The sequence below is a fragment of the Mycobacterium sp. SMC-8 genome (genome assembly GCF_025263565.1).
GTDB lineage: Bacteria > Actinomycetota > Actinomycetes > Mycobacteriales > Mycobacteriaceae > Mycobacterium.
Genome location: NZ_CP079865.1, coordinates 2627705 through 2647844, shown reverse-complemented (window position 1 = coordinate 2647844; position 20140 = coordinate 2627705). Strand labels below are relative to the sequence as shown.

Here is a 20140-nt window from a genome sequence, read left to right as displayed (position 1 = left end):
GCATCGGGGTATGGCGCGAGAAACCACCACGGCCGACGTCCAGCGGGTAGCTGAGGAGGCCGATTTCGCGGGGCTGGCGCACGCCCGCAGCCGAGCCGACATCCTGGCGGCGCTGCGCACCACCGCCGCCGGCCTTACCTCGGTGGACGCGCAGACCCGACTCGCCGAAACCGGCCCCAACCGGCTGCCTGCGCCCCCTCACCGCTCGCCGTTGATGCGTTTCCTCGCGCAGTTCAACAACGTGCTGATCTACATCCTCATCGCCGCCGCCGTGCTTAAGGCGATCCTGGGCGGGTGGATCGATGCCGCGGTCATCGGCGCGGCGGCGATCATCAACAGCGTCGTGGGCTACCTGCAGGAGGGTAAGGCCGAGAAGGCGCTCGACAGCATCCGCGAGATGCTGTCGGTGTCGGCGCGGGTGCTGCGCGACGGACAGTGGACGAATGTCGACGCCGCGACCCTGGTGCCGGGCGACGTGGTGCGGATCGGTTCGGGCGACCGCATCCCTGCCGATCTGCGCCTGCTCGAGGTGAACAACCTGCGGGTGGAGGAGTCGGCGCTGACCGGTGAGTCGGTGCCCACCGCCAAGAGGGTCACCCACGTCGAGTCCGATGTGGGTCTCGGCGACCGCACCTCGATGGTGTACTCAGGCACGATCGTGGCTGCGGGCACCGGTGTCGGCGTGGTGACCGCGACCGGGACGGCCACCGAGATCGGGCGCATCCAGACGATGATCTCCGAGGTCGAGGGCATCGACACGCCACTGACCCGCAAGCTGGAGCAGTTCGGCCGCCAACTGTCGGTGCTCATCCTCGCGATGGCCGCGGTGATGCTGATCATCGGCAGGGTCATCCATCAGTTCTCCATCGAGGACCTGATCTCCGCAGCGATCGGCTTCGCGGTTGCGGCCATCCCGGAGGGACTGCCGGCGGTGGTGACGGTGACCCTGGCGCTCGGCGTGCAGCAGATGGCGCGGCGTAACGCGATCACCCGCAAGCTGCCCGCGGTCGAAGCGCTCGGGTCGGTCAACGTGATCTGTTCGGACAAGACCGGCACCCTGACCCAGAACGAGATGACGGTGCGCACCGTCATCACGTCACGCCACCGCTATGCCGTCACCGGCGCCGGCTACGCCCCGCACGGCGATCTCGAACTCGACGGCGCCGCAGCAGGACTGGCCGCGCACCCCGACCTGAACGCGGTGATCGTCACGATGTCGCTGTGCAACGACTCGCGGCTGGTGGAGGTCGACGGTCACTGGCGGGTGGTCGGTGAGCCGACCGAAGGGGCTTTGCGCGCGCTCGCGCACAAGGCCGGTATCGGGCGCCCCATGCGCCGGCTGGCCGAGATCCCGTTCGAGTCGGCACACAAGTTCATGGTCACCCTCGACGAAGCACCGGACGGGGAACGGTGGCTGCACGTCAAGGGCGCTCCGGACCGCCTGCTCGAAAGGGCGGCCACACAGCTTCGCGGCGGTGTGACCGAAGCGCTGGACAGCGCGTTCTGGCACGCGCGCGTCGACGAACTCAGCCATCAGGGGCTGCGGGTGCTCGCCGCGGCACGGCGCCCCGCCGGCACCGCCGACGGCGTCGCGATCGAGGACGTCGACAGCGGGCTGGAGTTTCTGGGCATCGTTGGCATCGTCGACCCGCCCCGCCCGGAGGCCATCGAGGCGATCGCCAACTGCCACAGCGCCGGAATCCGGGTGAAGATGATCACCGGTGACCACGTCGGCACCGCCAAGGCCATCGCACGCGAGATGGGCATCGGCGCCGAGGGCGAGCCGTCGGCGCTGACCGGAGCCGACCTGCAGGCCATGAGCCAGCCGCGACTGCGGGAGGTGGTCAACCAGGTCGACGTCTTCGCCCGGACCAGTCCGGAGCACAAGCTGCGAATCGTCAGCGCGCTGCAGGCCGAGGGCGATGCGGTCGCGATGACCGGCGACGGCGTCAACGACGCGCCCGCGCTGACCCGGGCAGACATCGGCGTCGCGATGGGGGTCAAGGGCACCGAGGCCACCAAGGAGGCGGCCGGCATCGTGTTGGCCGACGACAACTTCGCCACCATCGAGCGCGCCGTCGAAGAGGGCCGCCGGATCTACGACAACATCCGCAAGTCGGTGCTGTTCCTGTTGCCGACCAACGGGTCTCAGTCTCTGGTCATCCTGGTGGCGGTGCTGTTCGGCTTCGCGCTACCGTTGCAGCCGGTGCAGATCCTGTGGGTCAACCTGGTCACCGGGGTGACGCTGGCACTGGCGCTGGTGTTCGAGAAGGCCGAGGACGGGTTGATGACCCGGCCGCCGCGGCCGGCCACGCAGCCCGTGGTCCGGCTTGCCGACGTATCGATGATCGCGCTGGTGTCGGTGCTCGTCGCCGGTGCGGCGCTGGCGATCTTCTTCATCGGCCGGGCCAACGGCTATCCGCTGCCGGTGGCGCAGACCGCGGCGGTGAACATGCTGGCGATGGGTCAGCTGGCCTACCTGTTCAACTGCCGGTTCGTGTCGCGATCGAGCTTGCGTCCGGCCGTCCTGCGGGGCAACCCGTGGGTGTGGCGGATGGCCGCCGCGCTGCTGGCGCTGCAGCTGGTGTTCATCTACGCGCCGTTCATGAACGCGTGGTTCCACTCGGCGCCGATCACACTGCTCGGCTGGGGCGTCGCGCTGCTCTTCTCCGTAATGATCTTCCTGATGGTCGAAGCCGCCAAGGCCGTCGGACTGCGGCTCGGCTACTGACCCGCCGCCCCCTTTCCCTCGGGGGCTTCCAATCGCGGTGAGGTAAACCCGTGAGCGCCGGACGCGCGGCGGGGACCATCCCGTGGTGACTTCTGCGATCAAACTGCACTGGTTCCTTCCGACCTACGGAGACAGCCGGCTGATCGTCGGCGGAGGACACGGCACGCCGGCCGGCGCGGCCCGCGGCGATCGCGACGCGTCGATCGACTACCTCGCCTCGATCGTGCGCGCCGCCGAAACGTTCGGTTTCACCGGTGCGCTGATCCCGACCGGCGCGTGGTGCGAGGACGCGTTCATCACGGCGGCGCTGCTGGCCCGGGAGACGACGTCGCTGGCGTTCCTGGTGGCGTTCCGGCCGGGCCTGGTCAGCCCGACGCTGTCGGCGCAGATGGCGGCGACGTTCTCCCGGCACGCGCCCGGCCGGATCCTGCTCAACGTCGTGGTCGGCGGCGAGGCCCACGAACAGCGCGCGTTCGGTGACCATCTCGACAAGGACGGCCGGTACGCCCGCGCCGACGAATTCCTCGACGTGGTACGCCGGCTGTGGGACGGGCAGACGGTGACCCTCGACGGTGAACACATCCGGGTCGAGGACGCGACCATCCCGACGCTGCCGAACCCGTTGCCGCCCTTGTATTTCGGTGGCAGCTCCGCTGCCGCCGGCCCGGTGGCGGCACGCCATGCCAACGTGTATCTGACGTGGGGCGAACCGCCCGCCGCGGTGGCCGAGAAGATCGCATGGATCCGCCGGCTCGCCGCCAAGCAGGGTAGGCAGGTGCGGTTCGGGATCCGCTTGCACGTGATCACCCGCGACACCGCGGACGAGGCGTGGACACAGGCGGACAAGCTGATCGGTGCGCTCGACGAGGAGACCGTGCGCAGCGCCCAGGCCGGGCTGGGCCGCAGCGAGTCCGAGGGCCAGAAGCGGATGCTGGCCCTGCACGAGGCCCATCGCGCCGACGGCACCTGGCACGACGCCCGCACACTGGAGATAGCGCCCAACCTGTGGGCCGGCGTCGGTCTGGTTCGCGGCGGCGCGGGCACCGCGCTGGTGGGCAGCCACACCGAGGTGGCCGACCGCATCGCCGAGTACGCCGACGCCGGTATCGACGAGTTCATCTTCTCGGGCTATCCGCATCTGGAGGAGCTGTACTGGCTCGGCGAGGGCGTGGTGCCGCTGCTGCGCGAGCGCGGGCTGTTCGCGCCGGACGTGAAAAGTGCTGCGCCGGGCTCGATTCCGTTCCTCGGCGCGGCGCGGTGACACCCGGCGAGGCGATCGCCGTCGCGGAACGCCTGGCCGCCGACGTCGCCGCCGACGCGGCCGCGCGGGACGCCGACCGCACCCTGCCCCACGATCAGGTCAAGGCGCTCAAGGCATCCGGTCTGCTGACGCTGTCGGTGCCGCGGAGTCTGGGCGGTCCCGACGCGCCCGCCGCGGTACTGGCCGAGGTGTTCCGGCTGCTGGCCCAGGCCGACCCGTCGCTGGCCCAGATCCCGCACTCGCACTTCGTGTTCCTGGAGGCGCTGCGGCTGCAGGGCACCGCGGCCCAGCAGGCCTGCTTCTACGACCACGTGCGCCAGGGCGCGTTGTTCGCCAACGCCCAGTCCGAACGCGGGCCGCACCCCGTCGACGTGGACACCACCACGCTGGTGCGCCGGCCCGGCGGTGACTACACGCTGGCGGGCCGCAAGTTCTACTCCACCGGCGCGCTGTTCGCCGACTGGGTCGTCGTGCGGGCGTCACTGGCCGACGGCTCCGGCCACACCCCGACCGCATCTACGCCGAAGGCGCTGGCGTTCGTGCAACGCGACGCCGATGGCCTGGAGGTCGTCGACGACTGGGACGGGATGGGCCAGCGCACCACCGCCTCGGGCACCGTGACCCTCACCGACGTCGCCGTGCCCGGCGAGCACGTCGTCCCGTTCTCCCCGATCTTCTCGGGCCCGACCACCTACGGCGCGCGGGCACAGCTCTGGCACGCCGCGATCGACGTCGGCATCGCCACGGGGGCGCTCGCCGAGGGGGTGCGCCAGGCCGGCCGGGCCCGGCCGCACTTCGAGGCGGGGGTCGACGCGGCGGCCGACGATCCGACCCTGGTCCATCTCGCCGGCGAGGCGACGGTCACGGTGCGCGGCGCACAGGCGCTGCTGGCCGACGCGGCGCGGCAGGTGGACGCCGCGACCGAGAACCTCACCGACGAGACGGCGGCGGCCGCGTCGATCGCGGCGGCCGTCGCGAAGGTCGCGGCGGTGCGGGCCTCGCTGGAGGCGTCGAACGTACTGTTCGAGCTCGGCGGCACCCGCAGCGCGTCAGCGGCGGCGAACCTGTCCCGGTACTGGCGCGACGCGCGCACGCACACCTTGCACGACCCGACGCGGTGGAAACTGCAGCACATCGGCCGCCACACCCTGTCTGGGGTCAGGCCGCCACGACACGGCCAGATCTAACGCGTGCTCAGCACGCGACTCCGGCGAACACCGCGCCTGTGACCAGCGCGATCACCAGCGCCACGGTCGGCAGCCCGCTGTACAGCGCAACCACTACGCCGGCGATCGCTGCGATCAAAAGCGCCACCATGAGCAGCACGAGCGCCCAATTGACCGAACTGGACGCGTGCGATGCGCGGTGCGACTCGACACCCTGTGGGACCATCGCGCCCTCACCCATTCCGACCATGACCACGCCCTTCTGTGATGACGCCCACAATATAGCCCAGGCATGACGCACATCACATGAATGACGGCGATGTTGTGACCAAGCCGTCAAATTCGAAAGCTCAACTAACGGAACTGATTAGGGCTGCTAACCGCGACGTCGGCTCGGGTAGGTTGGTCGGCGGTGAGGTTCGCGATGCCGGCCGCGCTGGCGGTCATGACGGCGGTGCTGGTGCAGTGCGCGTCGGCGCCTGAGCCGCCGGCGCGGTCAGGGGACCCGGCCACGGGGTCGTCCATCGCGGCGTCCCCGCGGCTGTCCCCGGAGACCGTCCGCACCGTCACCGCGGCCCCGCCGCGGCCACGCGCCGCCCAGGTGCATCCGGTCACCGCCGCCGATCTCGGGGCGACGTGGCGCCCGGGCTGCCCGTTGGACCCCGACGCCCTGCGCCGTGTCGAATTGGATTACGTGGGCTTCGACGGGCAGACACACCGCGGCCGGCTCGTGGTGCACCGAGACGTCACCCAGGCGGTCATCGACGTCTTCGCCGAACTGCACCGCTTAAGGTATCCGATCGAGAAGATGGACACCGTCGAGCGCTATCCCGGTGCCTACGACGAACTTTCGATGCGCGACAACAACACCTCGGCGTTCAACTGCCGCGACATCCCCGGCACCGGCAGCTGGTCGCTGCACGCCTACGGCCGGGCGGTGGACGTGAACCCGAAACTCAACCCGTACATCGACCGGCGCGGCGACTTCCAACCCGCCAACGCCGGTCCCTGGGTGGACCGCGGCCGCACCGATCCCGGGATGCTGCACGACGGGGACGCCGCCGTGCGCGCGTTCACCGACCGGGGCTGGCGGTGGGGCGGGCACTGGCGCACCCCGCTCGATTACCAGCACTTCGAAATCGACTGACCCTCCCGACTTCGCGGGCGATCATGTGCAATACGTGAACCCCCGCAGGGCGTATTACGTGTCGTAGATTAAGGCGCTCTACGTGGACGGGAGACTCAGCTGCTTCCCAGAATCGCCTCACTGGCTCTGGCCGCCCCCCCGGCGGATCCTTCTCGCCGCGGCATTGTTGACCGTCGTGCTGGCGGTATTCGGTGTGCCGGTCGCCAAGAGCCTGTCGCCGAGCGGGTTCTCCGATCCCGGCTCCGAATCCGCCCGCGCCTCGGCGCTTCTCACCGACAGGTTCGGCCAGGGCGACGTGCAGATGCTGATCGTGGTGTCCTCGGCCGACGGTATCGACGCCCCCCGCGTGCGCGACACCGGACTCGACATCGTTCGACGCCTGGACACCGATCCCCATGTGACCGACGTGTCGTCGCCGTGGACCTCGCCTCCCGCGGCGGCCGCCGATCTGATCAGCCGCGACCGCACCGCCGGTCTGGTCGTGGCCGGTATCCGAGGCGACGAGGCCGAACAGCAGACCTACGCCAAGCAGATCTCCGAAGACGTCACCGGCGACCGCGACGGCATCACCGTGCGTACGGGCGGCACCGCGATGGTCAACGTGCAGATCACCGAGCACTCCCAGCGCGATCTGCTGGTGATGGAGGCGCTGGCGATCCCGTTGAGTTTCCTGGTGCTGGTGTGGGTGTTCGGCGGGCTGCTGGCCGCCGCGCTGCCGGTGGCCATCGGCGGCATGGCGATCATCGGGGCGCTGGCGGTGCTGCGGCTGGTCACCTTCGCCACCGACGTGTCGATCTTCGCGCTGAACCTCGCCACCGCGATGGGGCTGGCACTGGCGATCGACTACACGCTGCTGATCCTGTCGCGGTACCGCGACGAACTCGCCGCCGGCGCGGACCGTCCCGACGCGATCCGGCGCACCGTGGCCACCGCGGGGCGCACCGTGCTGTTCTCGGCGACGACGGTCGCGCTGTCGATGGCGGTGATGGTGCTGTTCCCGATGCACTTCCTGAAGTCGTTCGCCTACGCCGGGGTGGCCACCGTCGCGTTCGCCGCGGCAGCCGCCGTCGTCGTGACCCCGGCGGCGCTGGTGGTGCTCGGCGACCGCGTCGAGTCGCTGGACGTCCGCAGACTGGCGCGGCGCCTGCTGCGCCGGCCGGAACCGCAGCCGGTGCCCGTCGAACAGCGCTTCTGGTACCGCTGCGCGAAGGCGGTGATGCGCCGGGCGCTGCCGCTCGGGCTGGCCGTGGTGGCGCTGCTGCTCGTGCTCGGCGCCCCGTTTCTGGGTGTGAAGTGGGGGTTCCCCGACGAGCGGGTGCTGCCGACGTCGGCGTCCGCGCATCAGGTGGGCGACCAGCTGCGCGCCGGGTTCGCGGACAACACCGACACCGCGGTGACGGTGGTCGTGCCCGACAGTGCGGGGCTCAGCCCAGAAGAACTGTCGGGGTATGCCGCCGAACTGTCCCGCGTGCCCGACGTGCCCGCGGTGTCGGCGCCCACCGGCACGTTCGTCGGCGGCGTCCGGTCCGGTCCTCCGTCGGCGCCGGCCGGCGTGAAGGACGGCAGCACCTTCCTCACCGTCGCGAGCACGGCGCCGCTGTTCTCCGCGGCATCCGAGAGCCAGCTCGATCGGCTGCACGCCGTGGCCGGTCCCGGCGGACGAGAGGTGTTGCTGACCGGCACCGCCCAAGTCAACCGCGACAGCGTGGATGCCATCACCTCGACGCTGCCGGTGGTGCTCGCGCTGATCGCGGTCATCATGTTCGCGCTGCTGTTCCTGCTCACCGGCAGCGTCATCGTCCCACTCAAAGCCCTTGTGCTGAACATGCTTTCGTTGACCGCCGCGTTCGGCGCGCTGGTGTGGATCTTCCAGGACGGGCATCTGGGGGGTCTCGGCACCACCCCGACCGGCACGCTGGTGGCCAACATGCCGGTGCTGCTGTTCTGCATCGCCTTCGGGCTGTCGATGGACTACGAGGTGTTCCTCGTGGCACGTATCCGCGAATTCTGGCTCCGGACCGGCAATTCCGACGAGTCGGTGGCGCTGGGCATCGCCCACACCGGCCGCATCATCACCGCCGCCGCGCTGATCATGTCGATCTCGTTCGCCGCACTGATCGCCGCAAGCGTGTCATTCATGCGGATGTTCGGCCTCGGCCTGACCCTGGCCGTCCTGGTCGACGCGACACTGGTGCGGATGGTCCTCGTGCCGGCGTTCATGCGGCTGATGGGCGGGTTCAACTGGTGGGCCCCGGCCTGGCTCAAACGCGTACACGAACGCCTCGGCTTCGCCGAGGCACCGAGCCCCCAACCCGAACGGATCACGTCATCATGAACAACCCGATCAGCGTCATCGCCGGCGTGCAGGGCGCACTGCCGCCATACCGCTACACACAAGCCGAGATCACCGAACGGTTCGTCCAGGAACCGGCTTTCGCCGGCGTCGGTGAGCTGCTGCGCGGATTGCACGACAATGCGAAGGTCGACGCCCGCCACCTGGTGTTGCCGTTGGAGCAGTACCCGGACCTGGTCGATTTCGGCGAGGCCAACGATCTCTACATCGAGCATGCCGTCGAACTCGGCTGCCAGGCGCTGACCGCGGCGCTCGACGAAACCGGGCTGATGCCCACCGATCTCGACATCATCATGTCGACCACCGTGACCGGGATCGCCGTTCCGTCTCTGGACGCGCGCATCGCCGCCCGGCTGGGTCTGCGCCCCGACGTCCGGCGGGTGCCGCTGTTCGGACTCGGCTGTGTGGCCGGGGCGGCGGGCATCGCCCGCATGCACGACTACCTGCGCGGTGCACCCAGCCACGTCGCCGCGCTGGTCTCGGTCGAACTGTGCTCGCTCACGCGCCCCGCGCTCGAGCCGACCATCGGCAGCCTCGTCGGCAGCGCGCTGTTCGGCGACGGTGCGGCCGCGGTGATCGCCGTCGGAGAAGACCGGGTCGGCACGATGAACGCGGCAGGCCCGGCGGTACTCGACAGCCGCAGCAGGATGTACCCCGACTCTCTGGACATCATGGGATGGTCGGTGAACCACAACGGATTCCAGCTGCTCCTCTCGCCCGACCTGCCCGAGCTCATCGAATGCTACCTGCCCGACGACGTCGCGGGCTTCCTCGGCGAGCACGACCTCGCTGCCGAGGACATCGCCGCGTGGGTGTCCCATCCCGGCGGCCCGAAGGTCCTGGAGGCGATCTCCGGCGCGCTGCACCTGCCCGACGACGCGCTCGAGCTGTCCTGGCGGTCTCTGGCCGAGGTCGGCATCCTGTCCTCGTCGTCGGTCCTGCACATCCTGCGCGACACCTTGGCCAAGAAACCCCCAGCCGGAACGCCCGGCCTGCTGATGGCGATGGGCCCGGGCTTCTGCTCCGAGCTCGTGCTGCTGCGGTGGCGCTGACCGCCATGCTCGCCTACACCCTGCTTATCGGCGCGGTCGCGCTCGAGCGCGTGGCCGAACTGGTTGTCTCGCAACAGAACCTGAAGTGGAGCCGGGACCGCGGCGGTGTCGAGTTCGGCGCCGGCCACTACCCGGTGATGGTCGCACTGCACACCGCGCTGCTGGCGGCCTGCCTGCTTGAGGCCATGCACCGGGAGTTCATCCCCGCCCTCGGCTGGCCGATGTTCGCGCTGGTGCTGGCCGCCCAGGCGCTGCGCTGGTGGTGCATCAGCACGCTCGGGCGGCAGTGGAACACCCGGGTCGTGGTGGTTCCGAACGCCGGCCGGGTCGCCGCCGGGCCGTACCGATTCCTGTCGCACCCCAACTACGTCGCGGTCGTCATCGAGGGCATCGCGCTGCCGCTGGTGCATACCGCCTGGATCACGGCGCTGGTGTTCACCGCCCTCAACGCCGCGCTGCTGTGGGTGCGGATCTCGGTGGAGAACACCGCGTTACGGTCTCTGACACCGTCGCCGCCATGATCGACCTGCTGGTGGCCGGCGGCGGTCCGGCCGGTCTGGCCACGGCGATCCACGCCGCGCGGTCCGGCCTGCAGACCGTCGTCATCGAAGCGCGGTCCGGCCCGATCGACAAGGCCTGCGGCGAGGGCCTGATGCCGCACGCGGTCCGGCAGCTGGATCAGCTCGGGGCACGTCCCGCCGGGAGACACTTCGACGGCATCACCTACGTCGACGGCCGCCGCCGCGTCACCGCGCGGTTGCGCTCCGGGCCCGGGCTCGGCGTGCGCCGCACCACGCTGCACGCGTCGCTGCTGCAGGCGGCCGCCGAGGCGGGGGTGACGGTCGTGCACGACAGGGTCGGCCAGCCCACCCAGGACGCGGAGTCGGTGTCGGTCAACGGTTTCCGCGCCCGGTATCTGGCCGCCGCGGACGGGCTGCACTCCCCGATTCGCGCCGGCCTGGGCCTGGGGCTCCCCGCGGGCCGGACGCGGCGCTGGGGGATCAAACGCCACGTGGCCGTCGCGCCGTGGAGCGACAACGTCGAGGTGCACTGGTCACCGGACCCTGAGGCCGGGGAGATCTATGTGACCCCGGTGGCCGACGACTGCGTCGGCATCGCCGTCCTGACCTCCCGGCAGGGAGGGTTCGAGTCGCATCTGGACGCGTTTCCCGCACTGCGGCAACGCATCGCGGGACTGCCGCACCAGCCCGACCGGGCCGCCGGCCCGCTGCGGCAGCGGGTCCGCAGCCGGGTCGCCGGGCGGGTGCTTCTCGTCGGCGACGCGGCCGGCTACGTCGACGCGCTCACCGGGGAGGGGCTGGGGCTGTCCTTCGCCGCGGCCCGGCTGCTGGTCGAGTCCGTGCTGGCCGACCGGCCCGAGGACTATGAGCAGCAGTGGCGGCGGGCCACCCGCCGCTACCGGCTGACGACTGCGGGGGTGCTGCGGGCCGGTACGTCGCCGCTGCGCTCAGTCATCGTCCCGGCCTCGAGCACCTTTCCGGGTCTATTCACCGGGGTGGTGAACCTGCTCGCCGACTAGCAGCGCGTCGTCGTGGGCCACCGAAATCGCGTTGCGCCCTTTCGATTTCGCCGAGTACAGGGCCTTGTCGGCGCGGTCGAGCAGTTCACTGACCGCCGCGTCGGGATCGGCGCCGCCGAACCGGGCCTCGTCGCGCGGGAAGACGGTCGCGACACCGACGCTGACGGTGACCACCCCCGACGCGCACGCTGGGTGGCTGATCCCCAGCGCCCGGATCGCCGAGGCCAGCCCGGTCGCGAACGTGTACGGGTCGCCGCATCCGGACAGCACCACCGCGAACTCCTCGCCGCCGTACCGGGCGGCCACACAGCTGGCCGGATCGGCGAGATGGGCCAGCACCTCGGCGACCTCGCGCAGGCAGACGTCACCGGCCTGGTGCCCGAACCGGTCGTTGTACGCCTTGAAGTGGTCGACGTCGACGAACATCGCGGTCAGTGGCTCGTCGCGCTCCAGGGCGCGCAGCCAGATGTCGCGGGCCCGCGCCGCCAGTCCGCGCCGGTTCGGCAGCCCGGTCAGCGGATCGGAGTTCGCCATGTCGGTCAGCGACTCTTGCACCTCGCGCTCGAGTGTGACGTCGCGCAGTACGGCCGCCGTCAGCCCCTTGGCGGCATGGCGGGTGTGCATCACCAGCCAGCGCCACGACCCGTCGCGGGCCTTGATCCGGAACGGCAGCGACGCGCCGGGGCGGGCGGCGAACCAGTGCTCGGCGATGAGGTGCAGGTCGTCGGGATGCACCTGGTGACGCCATTGGTGGCGCCCGATGCGCCCGGCCGGCAGGTTGAGGTCGCTGTGCCCGGTGAACGCGTGATGCAGCACGTCCCCGCGGGCGTCGACGACGATCACCAGGTCGCCGGTCAGGTCGGCGACGAGGTCGTACACCTCGTGGCTGGCGTGGTCGAGCGCGGTCAGGCGGTTGCGTTCCTCCAGCGCCGCCGCCACCAGCACCACCATCGCGTAGCCGGTGAGCAGGAACACCTGGGTGTGGATCATCGCCTCGGTGCGGTCGACGGCGGTCGCCACGAACGGCCCCATCCCGGCGAACGTGGTGCTCAGCAGGATCACCGCGCCGACGGCCATCTGCCAGAACGCCGCCGCGATCCCGAACTCGATCAGCACCAGCAGGGCGGGCACCGCGGTCAGGAACATCAGCACGAAGTTCGACTCGTAGGCCGCGACGGTTCCCAGCACCACCATCAGCACCGTGAAGCCGCCGGTCATGAACACCTGGCGGGCGGTGTGCCGCCGCCAGTACCGGCGCCACCGCAGCAGCACCGGCGCCAGGAACGCGATGCCGACCGCCTCGGCGAGATACCAGATCAGCGCGACGATGCACAGCGACTTCGGATCCGTGCGGCCCTGCTGATGCACCAGCACGCTCAACGCCCCGATCGTTCCGGCGAACGCCGGCGCGACGATCACCGCGTACAGCACGAAGCGGCGCCAGCTGCGCAGGGAGTCGGTCCGGCCGTGGATCCAGTCCTGGTCGGAGTGCAGCGTCGCCGCGGCGAACACCACCGCGGTCAGCGTCGACAGCGCCGCCAGCTCCGGGGGCCGGTCCAGCAGCACCCAGGCCGGCACGTACTGGAAGAACGCGAAGGTCAGCAGATAGGCAGGCCAGTGCCGGCGCCGGGCCAGCAGTAGCGCCACCAACTGCGGGGCCGCCGCCAGCCACACCACCGTGAAGGTCCGGCCGTCGACCGAAGCCAGGAAGCGAACCAGTTCCGAGGCGGCCACCACGCCCGCGGTCCAGCCCACCAGACTCCAGAACGGGGGCAGCAGATCGGCCGCCGCCAACCGCGCACGCCACGACTGCCGGCGGCTCCTCGCGCCGGTCAGAGGCACCGCACGGCCCTTCGACATTCAAACAGTCAACAGCGTCAATATTGTCTCGGCAATCCTTGGCCGCAAATGGCGGCGTACGTGTCGTTCACACCCCCGACCCGCCGTGGAAACGCGCGCAGGACACAATGACGCGTCCGCAACCTCGAGTTCGCGACCACAGGAGAGCACGTGACCGACGTCGTCAACCCCGCCTCGGAGGCATTCACCGAGGTCAACGGCGCGCAGAGAGGCCCGACCGGGCAGACCCGGTCCGGGCTCACCGCCGATGCGCTGCGCGCGGCCATCACCGATCACCTGGTGTACTCGATCGCCCGCCCCGCCGCGGTGCTCACCCCCGAGCATTACTACCGCGCGCTGTCGCTGGCGGTGCGTGACCGCATGCAGAAACGGTGGATGGCCACCACCCAGGACTGGCTGGACCTGTCGGCGAAGGTCACCTGCTATCTGTCGGCGGAGTTCCTGATGGGCCCGCAACTGGGCAACAACCTGCTCAACCTGGGCATCGAGGACGCCGCGCGGCAGGCGCTGGCCGACCTGGGTCAGGACCTCGACGTGATCCTGGACTGCGAGGGCGAACCGGGGCTGGGCAACGGCGGGCTCGGCCGGCTGGCGGCGTGCTACCTGGATTCGCTGGCCACGCTGGAACGGCCGTCGATCGGTTACGGCATCCGCTACGAGTTCGGCATCTTCACCCAGGAGATCGCCGACGGCTGGCAGGTCGAGAAGACCGACAACTGGCTCGTCCACGGCAATCCGTGGGAGATCGACAAGCCCGACGCCAGCTACATCGTCAACTGGGGCGGTCACACCGAGACCTACGAGGACGTCACAGGCAGGCTGCGGGTGCGCTGGGTGCCCCAGCGCGTGCTCAAGGGCGTCTCCCACGACACCCCGGTGCAGGGCTACGGCGTCAACACCTGCAACACGCTGACGTTGTGGAGCGCACGGGCGGTCGAGTCGTTCGCGCTGGAGGCGTTCAACACCGGCGACTTCTACAGGGCGGTCGACGAGGAGGTCGTCTCCGAGACCGTGTCGAAGGTGCTCTACCCCAACGACGAGCCCGAGGCGGGCAAGCGGCTGCGCCTGTTGCAGCAGTACTTCTTCGTGACGTGCTCGCTGCAGGACATCCTGAACATCCATCTGCAGCGGGCGCACCTGCCGCTGCGCATGCTGCCCGACAAGTGGGCGATCCAGCTCAACGACACCCACCCGTCGATTGCGGTGGTGGAGCTGATGCGGCTGCTCATCGACGAGCACCAGCTCGGTTGGGACGAGGCGTGGGACCTCACGGTGCGCACCTTCGGCTACACCAACCACACGCTGCTGCCCGAGGCGCTGGAGACCTGGCCGCTGCACATGTTCGGCGAGGCGCTGCCGCGCCATCTGGAGCTGATCTACGAGATCAACGAACGGTTCCTCGACGAGGTGCGGGCCCGGTTCCCCGGCGACGAAGACCGGGTGCGCCGGATGTCGCTGATCGGTGAGGACGGCGGCAAGAGCGTGCGGATGGCGCACCTGGCCACCGTCGGCAGCCACGCGGTCAACGGGGTCGCGGCGCTGCATTCGGAGTTGCTCAAGGCCAGCGTGCTCAAGGACTTCTACGAGATGTGGCCGGAGCGCTTCGGCAACGTCACCAACGGGGTGACGCCGCGGCGGTTCCTGGCGCTGTCCAACCCGGGCCTGCGCGGGCTGCTCGACGACACCATCGGCCCCGGCTGGCTGACCGACCTTCAGCGCCTGCACGGACTGGAAGCGTTCGTCGACGATCCCGCGTTCCGGTCACGCTGGCGAGAGGTCAAGCGTGCCAACAAGTCCCGGCTGGCCGAGTACGTGCACTCAATCACCGGCATCGAGCTGGACCCGTCGTGGATGTTCGACGTGCAGGTCAAACGCATCCACGAGTACAAGCGTCAGCACCTGATGGTGTTGCACATCATCGCGCTGTACCACCGGCTCAAGACCAACCCGGGGCTGTCCATCCCACCGCGGGTGTTCATCTTCGGCGGCAAGGCCGCGCCCGGCTATTTCATGGCCAAGCGGATCATCAAGCTGATCACCGCCGTCGGTGAGACGGTCAACGCCGACCCGGGCGTCAACCGTTTCCTGAAAGTGGTTTTCCTGCCGAACTTCAACGTCAAGACCGCGCACCTGGTGTATCCGGCGGCGAATTTGAGCGAGCAGATCTCCACGGCCGGTAAGGAGGCCTCCGGCACCGGGAATATGAAGTTCATGATCAACGGCGCGCTGACCATCGGCACGCTCGACGGCGCCAACGTCGAGATCCGGCAGGAGGCCGGGGCGGAGAACTTCTTTCTGTTCGGGCTCACCGAGAGTCAGGTCGAGCAGGTCAAGGCCGACGGCTACCGCCCGATGAGCTTCGTCGAGTCCGATCCGGAACTGGCCGCGGTGCTGGAGCTGATCGCCCGCGGCGAGTTCACCCATGGCGACACCGAGGTGCTGCGCCCGATCGTCGACAATCTGCTGCACCACGACCCGTTCCTGGCGCTGGCCGACTACCGCTCCTACGTCGACTGCCAGGACGCGGTGTCGCGGGCCTGGCTGGATCGGGACGCGTGGTCGCGGATGTCGATCCGCAACACCGCGCGCAGCGGCAAGTTCAGCTCCGACCGGGCGATCAGGGAGTACTGCGACGAGATCTGGGGCGTGGGCCCGATGTCGGTCGACCTCGACTAGTTTTTCCGCCGAAATCGCATTCCACGCGCGTCAAGTCCCGAAAATCACACGCTAGACGCAATCTCGGCGGGGTCATGAGTCGATAACAAGCCGGTCACCGCCCCTGCGCGCCCGAGGAGTCCACCCCGCCGGCGCTGTTAACTTCGCGCGCGTGACGTTTCTCGCCCGCATCGCCGTCGCGGTGCTGCTCGCCGCCGGCCTGCTGACGGTGAGCACCCCGCCCTCGGCCCAGGCGTTCTCGCGGGCCGGGCTGCCGATCGAACAGCTCGACGTGCCCTCACCGTCGATGGGACGCACCATCCGCGTCGAATTCCAGGGCGGCGGACCGCATTCGGTGCTCCTACTGGACGGCCTGCGCGCCCAGGACGACTTCAACGGCTGGGACATCAACACCGCCGCCTTCGAGTGGTTCTACGAGTCCGGCGTCTCGGTGATCATGCCGGTGGGCGGTCAGTCCAGTTTCTACGCCGACTGGTACCGGCCGGCCAGGAGTCACAACGGGACGGTCACCTACAAGTGGGAGACGTTCCTGACCCGCGAACTGCCGACGTGGTTGGCGGCCAACCGAGGCCAGGACCCGTTCGGCAACGCTGTTGTGGGACTGTCGATGTCGGGCAGCGCGGCACTGACCATGGCCGCCTACTATCCCCGCCAGTACAAGTTCGCCGCCTCGCTGTCGGGGTATCTGGCGCCGTCGCAGAAGTTCTGGCCTCCGCTCATCGACATCGCGATGCAGGACGCGGGCGGCTTCGACTCTTTCGACATGTGGGGCAAACCCGGCTCACCGGCCTGGCTGCGGGCGGACCCGATGCTCAACATCAACCGGCTGGTCGCCAACCGTACCGCGCTGTGGATCTACTGCGGCAACGGAGTCGCCTCGGATCTCGACACCGGAACCGATCTCGGCGTCAACATCAGCGCCGGCTCGCTGGAGACCATCACCATCGCCACCAACAAGGAGTTCCGCGACAAGTATCTGGCCGCCGGCGGCCGCAACGCGATCTTCAACTTCCCGCCCAACGGCACGCACAGTTGGGGGTACTGGGGTGCGCAGCTGCAGGCGATGAAAGCCGACATCGTGCGGCTGCTGGCCCCGCCGCCACCGCCACCGCCTCCGCCGACGGCGTTGCCGCCGGGCGCACCCCTGCCGCCGGGCGCACCCCCGCTGCCGCCGCCGGCCGCCGCAGCACCGGCCGCGGCACCCCGCTGACTACCTGAAGTGCGGGTCGAGCAGCGTCGACCAGGCGTTGTCGAGCTGGCTCCATTCGTCCTCGCAGCCCTCGGCCCGGTCTGCCGGCAGCTGGCCGTCGCCGACGAGGTCGGCGTTGGACTGCGGGTCCGACCCGTAGATCCAGCACTGCAGGTTGTACATCCGGGCCTCGTCGAGGGTGTGCACGTCGGCGAAGTCCGCCTCGCCCGCCGCGCCGCGCTCGGCTCCGCTCGCACCGAACACCCACGCGAAGTCCTTGACCGCCTGCACCGATCCGGGATCGGCCTGGCCGTCCTCGCCGGGCTGCAACAGCACATAGGCGGCCAGCTGATCCGCGACGTCCTCTTCCCGTCCCGTGATCGGCAGGTCGTACACCGTGATCGCCATGTGGCCGACCTCGTGGTAGAACGTGGCCCACTCGGCGTTGACCGCCGCAGCCGCCGGATCGGGATCCCCGGCCTCGGCGAAGATGTCCTCGCTGGTGGAAACGTCTTCGTAGCAGATCGTGATGGACTTGGCGTCCGCGTCCCAGTACGCGTTGGCCTCGTCGCACTGCGCGCCGGTGAGCGCTATGTCGTACGGCAGGATCAGCGACTGGTTGAGGTCGTCGGCCATGTCCTCGAGCAGCTGCGCATCCTGCAGCAGCTTCCTGCCCCGGATCGCCTCGGGGCTGTCGGCGTCCTCGTAGGTCACCAGCATCGAGCCGCTGTCTTGCGGCGCCGAATCCACGTCGGGGTCGGCCGCCTGCGGGGGTTCGGGTGCGCCCGCGCATCCGACGACGAGCAGCCCGGAAGCCATCACCGGCACCACACCACGCCGCAACCAAGTTATTGACACGGTCGCAGATTAGCGGCCCGTGTCGGGTTTTTGGAGTAATCCGCGCTCAGCCAGCGTTGCGGCCGCATGCCCCTCAGCCGGCGGGCACCAGTTCGAAGACGGGTATGACGCGGTCGGTCTGGGTCTCGTACTCGGCGAATCCCGGGGCGCGTTCGGCGACCACCGCGTAGACCCGGTCGCGCTCCTCACGCGGCAGCTCACGGGCCGTCACCGGCAGCGGCGCATCGGATCCGATCTCCACGCTCGCGTCGGGGTGGGCACGAATGTTGAACGCCCAGGCAGGATCTCGCTCGCGGCCGGCGGAGGATCCGACAACGTAGATTTTGTCGTCGATGTCGAAGTAGGCCACCGGATTCACCCGCTGCCGCCCGCTCTTGGCGCCGGTGGAAGTGAGCAGCAGCAGCGGAAAGCCCTCGAACTGGCCCCCGACCTTGCCTCGGTTGGCGCGGAACTCGTCGATGATGCCCTGGTTGAAGTCGCGCTCCCCGGCGGACTGGTCTGCCATGTCGTCGATCGTATGGCGGTCCGACCGCTGCCGGGCCAGGATGGTCGGATGGACCACGTCACCTTCGTCCCGACGCCCGATCAATTCAGCTTCACCTTCGGCGGTGCGGAGCCGGTGCGACGGATCCGACCGGGCACCGTGCTGACGCTGTGGACCGAGGACGCCTTCGGCGGGCGCATCACCAGTGGGGACGATGTCGCGTCGATGGCGCTGGACACCGAGGACCTCAACCCGCAGACGGGTCCGTTCTGGATCGAGGGCGCCGAACCCGGCGACACGCTGGCCGTCCACCTGGTCGACCTGACCCCGGCGCGCACCTGGGGCGCGTCCACGCTGATCCCGTTCTTCGGCGGTCTGACCAGCGTGCCGGTCAGCCCGACCCTGCAGGACGCGCTGCCCGAGCGTACCTGGATCTACGAATATGACTCGGCAGCAGGCACTTTGGCATTCAATGCGAAAGGCAGCGATTTCAGTGTCGCGCTGCCGTCCAACCCGATGCTGGGCACCGTCGGAGTGGCGCCGGCCCGCCGCGAGGTACGGACGTCACTGGTGCCCGACGTGTTCGGCGGCAACATGGACACCCCCGAGATGACGACCGGCGCGACATGCTTCCTGCGCGTCAACGTGCCCGGGGCGTTGTTCTCCCTCGGCGACGGGCACTACCGCCAGGGCGAGGGCGAGTCGTGCGGCACCGCCGTCGAGGGGGCCATGCACGTGACCGCGATCGTCGACCTGATCAAAGGCGGCGGCCCGGCATGGCCGCGGTTGGAGACCGACACCCACCTGATGTGTGTCGGATCCGGGCGACCGCTGGAGGAGGCCTGGCGCGCCGGTCAGGTCGAGATGATCACCTGGCTGGGCGAACTCTACGGCCTCGACCGGCTCGACGCCTACCAGTTGCTCACCCAGATCTCCCTGGCGCCGATCGCCAACGTGGTCGACACCAACTACAGCTCGGTAACCAAGATCGACAAGCGGCTGCTGCCCTCGTCCTCCTCGTACGGCGGTATTCATGCTGAACTTCGTTCGGCGGCAAAGTCATTGGGTGCGATCAACTACTGAGAAGGAGTGCCATGGATCTGGGGCTTTCGGGTAAGCGGTTCGCGGTCACGGGGGGCACCCGCGGTATCGGCCGCGCGGTCGTCGAGGGTCTGCTCGCAGAAGGGGCGTCGGTCGCCTACTGCGCCCGCACCTACGAAGCCGTGCCCGGCGCGGTGGGCACCGCGGTGGATGTCGCCGACGGTGCCGCGCTCGCGACGTGGGTGGAGGCCACCGCCGAAGCGTTCAGCGGACTGGACGGCGTAGTCGCCAATGTGAGCGCGCTCGCCATCCCCGAGTCGAACGACAACTGGCGCACCACCTTCGAGGTCGACATGATGGGCACCGTCGGTCTGGTCGATGCCGCGCTGCCGTATCTGCTGGAATCCGACGCCGCGTCGATCGTGACGATCTCCAGTGTGTCGGGCCGCGAGATCGATTTCGCCGCAGGCCCGTACGGCACAATGAAGGCCGCCATCATCCACTACACCCAGGGGCTGGCGTTCAAGCTGGCCGGCAACGGGGTGCGGGCGAACACCGTCAGCCCGGGCAACACCTACTTCCCGGGCGGGGTGTGGCCGTCGATCGAGCAGAACGACCCGGAGTTGTTCGCCGCGGCGCTGGCACTGAATCCGACGGGCCGGATGGCGACACCTCAGGAGGTCGCCAACGCGGTGGTGTTCCTGTCCAGCCCCGCAGCCGGCTTCATCACCGGCACCAACCTGCTCGTCGACGGTGCGCTGACCCGCGGCGTCCAGTTCTGA

At 69.5% G+C, this 20140-nt stretch carries 15 protein-coding genes and 1 pseudogene; 12 read left to right on the top strand and 4 right to left on the bottom strand.

All coding sequences use genetic code 11. The features are described from left to right. Positions 1 to 10: 10 nt before the first annotated feature. From KXD97_RS12875 to KXD97_RS12865, 3 genes are all read left to right on the top strand, one after another. Positions 11 to 2731 carry an HAD-IC family P-type ATPase gene (locus tag KXD97_RS12875; protein WP_260757145.1) on the top strand — a complete coding sequence of 907 codons (2721 nt, stop codon included), beginning with the start codon at positions 11 to 13 and terminating at the stop codon, positions 2729 to 2731. A gap of 85 nt (positions 2732 to 2816) precedes the next feature. Beyond that, a complete protein-coding gene (locus tag KXD97_RS12870) occupies positions 2817 to 3992 on the top strand; it encodes an LLM class flavin-dependent oxidoreductase (RefSeq protein WP_260757144.1) in 1176 nt (391 codons plus the stop codon). Next, complete coding sequence (locus KXD97_RS12865) at positions 3989 to 5179, top strand: SfnB family sulfur acquisition oxidoreductase (protein WP_260757143.1); 1191 nt, start codon at positions 3989 to 3991, stop codon at positions 5177 to 5179. The genes KXD97_RS12870 and KXD97_RS12865 overlap by 4 nt, the downstream gene beginning before the upstream one ends. A 7-nt stretch (positions 5180 to 5186) precedes the next feature. Here the strand turns inward: KXD97_RS12865 and KXD97_RS12860 are convergent, their stop codons facing one another. Continuing rightward, positions 5187 to 5408 carry a hypothetical protein gene (locus KXD97_RS12860; protein ID WP_260757142.1) on the bottom strand — a complete coding sequence of 74 codons (222 nt, stop codon included), beginning with the start codon at positions 5406 to 5408 and terminating at the stop codon, positions 5187 to 5189. 174 nt (positions 5409 to 5582) lie between these two features. Here KXD97_RS12860 and KXD97_RS12855 point away from each other — a divergent pair, with 174 nt between their 5' ends. From KXD97_RS12855 to KXD97_RS12835, 5 genes and pseudogenes are all read left to right on the top strand, one after another. Then, complete coding sequence (locus KXD97_RS12855; protein ID WP_260757947.1) at positions 5583 to 6305, top strand: M15 family metallopeptidase; 723 nt, start codon at positions 5583 to 5585, stop codon at positions 6303 to 6305. Positions 6306 to 6404: 99 nt separating this feature from the next. Next, positions 6405 to 8640 (top strand): annotated as a pseudogene (locus KXD97_RS12850) (MMPL family transporter). A gap of 8 nt (positions 8641 to 8648) precedes the next feature. After that, positions 8649 to 9710 (top strand): type III polyketide synthase, encoded by a 1062-nt coding sequence (locus KXD97_RS12845; RefSeq protein WP_260757946.1) that lies wholly within the window; start codon positions 8649 to 8651, stop codon positions 9708 to 9710. Between the two features lie 5 nt (positions 9711 to 9715). Next, the gene (locus KXD97_RS12840; RefSeq protein ID WP_260757945.1) at positions 9716 to 10231 is read left to right on the top strand and encodes an isoprenylcysteine carboxyl methyltransferase family protein; all 516 of its coding nucleotides are present in this window, start codon (positions 9716 to 9718) and stop codon (positions 10229 to 10231) included. Then, positions 10228 to 11250, top strand: a complete 1023-nt coding sequence (locus KXD97_RS12835; protein ID WP_260757141.1) for an NAD(P)/FAD-dependent oxidoreductase — start codon at positions 10228 to 10230, stop codon at positions 11248 to 11250. Before KXD97_RS12840 ends, KXD97_RS12835 begins: the two co-directional genes overlap by 4 nt. Here KXD97_RS12835 and KXD97_RS12830 read toward each other — a convergent pair. After that, positions 11215 to 13110 carry a diguanylate cyclase gene (locus tag KXD97_RS12830; RefSeq protein ID WP_260757140.1) on the bottom strand — a complete coding sequence of 632 codons (1896 nt, stop codon included), beginning with the start codon at positions 13108 to 13110 and terminating at the stop codon, positions 11215 to 11217. The genes KXD97_RS12835 and KXD97_RS12830 overlap by 36 nt on opposite strands. A 150-nt stretch (positions 13111 to 13260) precedes the next feature. Between KXD97_RS12830 and KXD97_RS12825 the strand changes: the two genes are divergently transcribed. Next, a complete protein-coding gene (locus KXD97_RS12825; protein WP_260757138.1) occupies positions 13261 to 15786 on the top strand; it encodes a glycogen/starch/alpha-glucan phosphorylase in 2526 nt (841 codons plus the stop codon). Positions 15787 to 15937: 151 nt separating this feature from the next. Then, on the top strand, positions 15938 to 16996 hold the full coding sequence (locus KXD97_RS12820) for an esterase family protein (RefSeq protein WP_313901371.1): 1059 nt from the start codon (positions 15938 to 15940) through the stop codon (positions 16994 to 16996). On the opposite strand, the gene KXD97_RS12810 is transcribed toward KXD97_RS12820, so the two are convergent. Together KXD97_RS12810 and KXD97_RS12805 are read right to left on the bottom strand one after the other, a co-directional pair. Then, the gene (locus tag KXD97_RS12810) at positions 16997 to 17818 is read right to left on the bottom strand and encodes a DUF4344 domain-containing metallopeptidase (protein WP_260757944.1); all 822 of its coding nucleotides are present in this window, start codon (positions 17816 to 17818) and stop codon (positions 16997 to 16999) included. 88 nt (positions 17819 to 17906) lie between these two features. Further along, entirely contained in the window at positions 17907 to 18338 is a 432-nt protein-coding gene (locus KXD97_RS12805) for a nitroreductase family deazaflavin-dependent oxidoreductase (RefSeq protein ID WP_260757137.1), read from the bottom strand. Between the two features lie 48 nt (positions 18339 to 18386). On the opposite strand from KXD97_RS12805, the gene KXD97_RS12800 reads away from it, so the two are divergent. Together KXD97_RS12800 and KXD97_RS12795 are read left to right on the top strand one after the other, a co-directional pair. Further along, complete coding sequence (locus KXD97_RS12800; RefSeq protein WP_260757136.1) at positions 18387 to 19400, top strand: acetamidase/formamidase family protein; 1014 nt, start codon at positions 18387 to 18389, stop codon at positions 19398 to 19400. Positions 19401 to 19411: 11 nt separating this feature from the next. After that, positions 19412 to 20140, top strand: coding sequence for an SDR family NAD(P)-dependent oxidoreductase (locus tag KXD97_RS12795; protein WP_260757135.1), 729 nt, complete (start codon positions 19412 to 19414; stop codon positions 20138 to 20140).

Bases quoted from the DNA above. Each gene is read 5' to 3' on its own strand.
- KXD97_RS12875 (WP_260757145.1), top strand. From the start codon at position 11: ATGGCGCGAGAAACCACCACGGCCGACGTCCAGCGGGTAGCTGAGGAG.
- KXD97_RS12860 (WP_260757142.1), bottom strand. From the start codon at position 5,408: ATGGTCGGAATGGGTGAGGGCGCGATGGTCCCACAGGGTGTCGAGTCG.
- KXD97_RS12855 (WP_260757947.1), top strand. From the start codon at position 5,583: ATGCCGGCCGCGCTGGCGGTCATGACGGCGGTGCTGGTGCAGTGCGCG.
- KXD97_RS12840 (WP_260757945.1), top strand. From the start codon at position 9,716: ATGCTCGCCTACACCCTGCTTATCGGCGCGGTCGCGCTCGAGCGCGTG.
- KXD97_RS12835 (WP_260757141.1), top strand. From the start codon at position 10,228: ATGATCGACCTGCTGGTGGCCGGCGGCGGTCCGGCCGGTCTGGCCACG.
- KXD97_RS12830 (WP_260757140.1), bottom strand. From the start codon at position 13,110: ATGTCGAAGGGCCGTGCGGTGCCTCTGACCGGCGCGAGGAGCCGCCGG.
- KXD97_RS12805 (WP_260757137.1), bottom strand. From the start codon at position 18,338: ATGGCAGACCAGTCCGCCGGGGAGCGCGACTTCAACCAGGGCATCATC.
- KXD97_RS12800 (WP_260757136.1), top strand. From the start codon at position 18,387: ATGGACCACGTCACCTTCGTCCCGACGCCCGATCAATTCAGCTTCACC.
- KXD97_RS12795 (WP_260757135.1), top strand. From the start codon at position 19,412: ATGGATCTGGGGCTTTCGGGTAAGCGGTTCGCGGTCACGGGGGGCACC.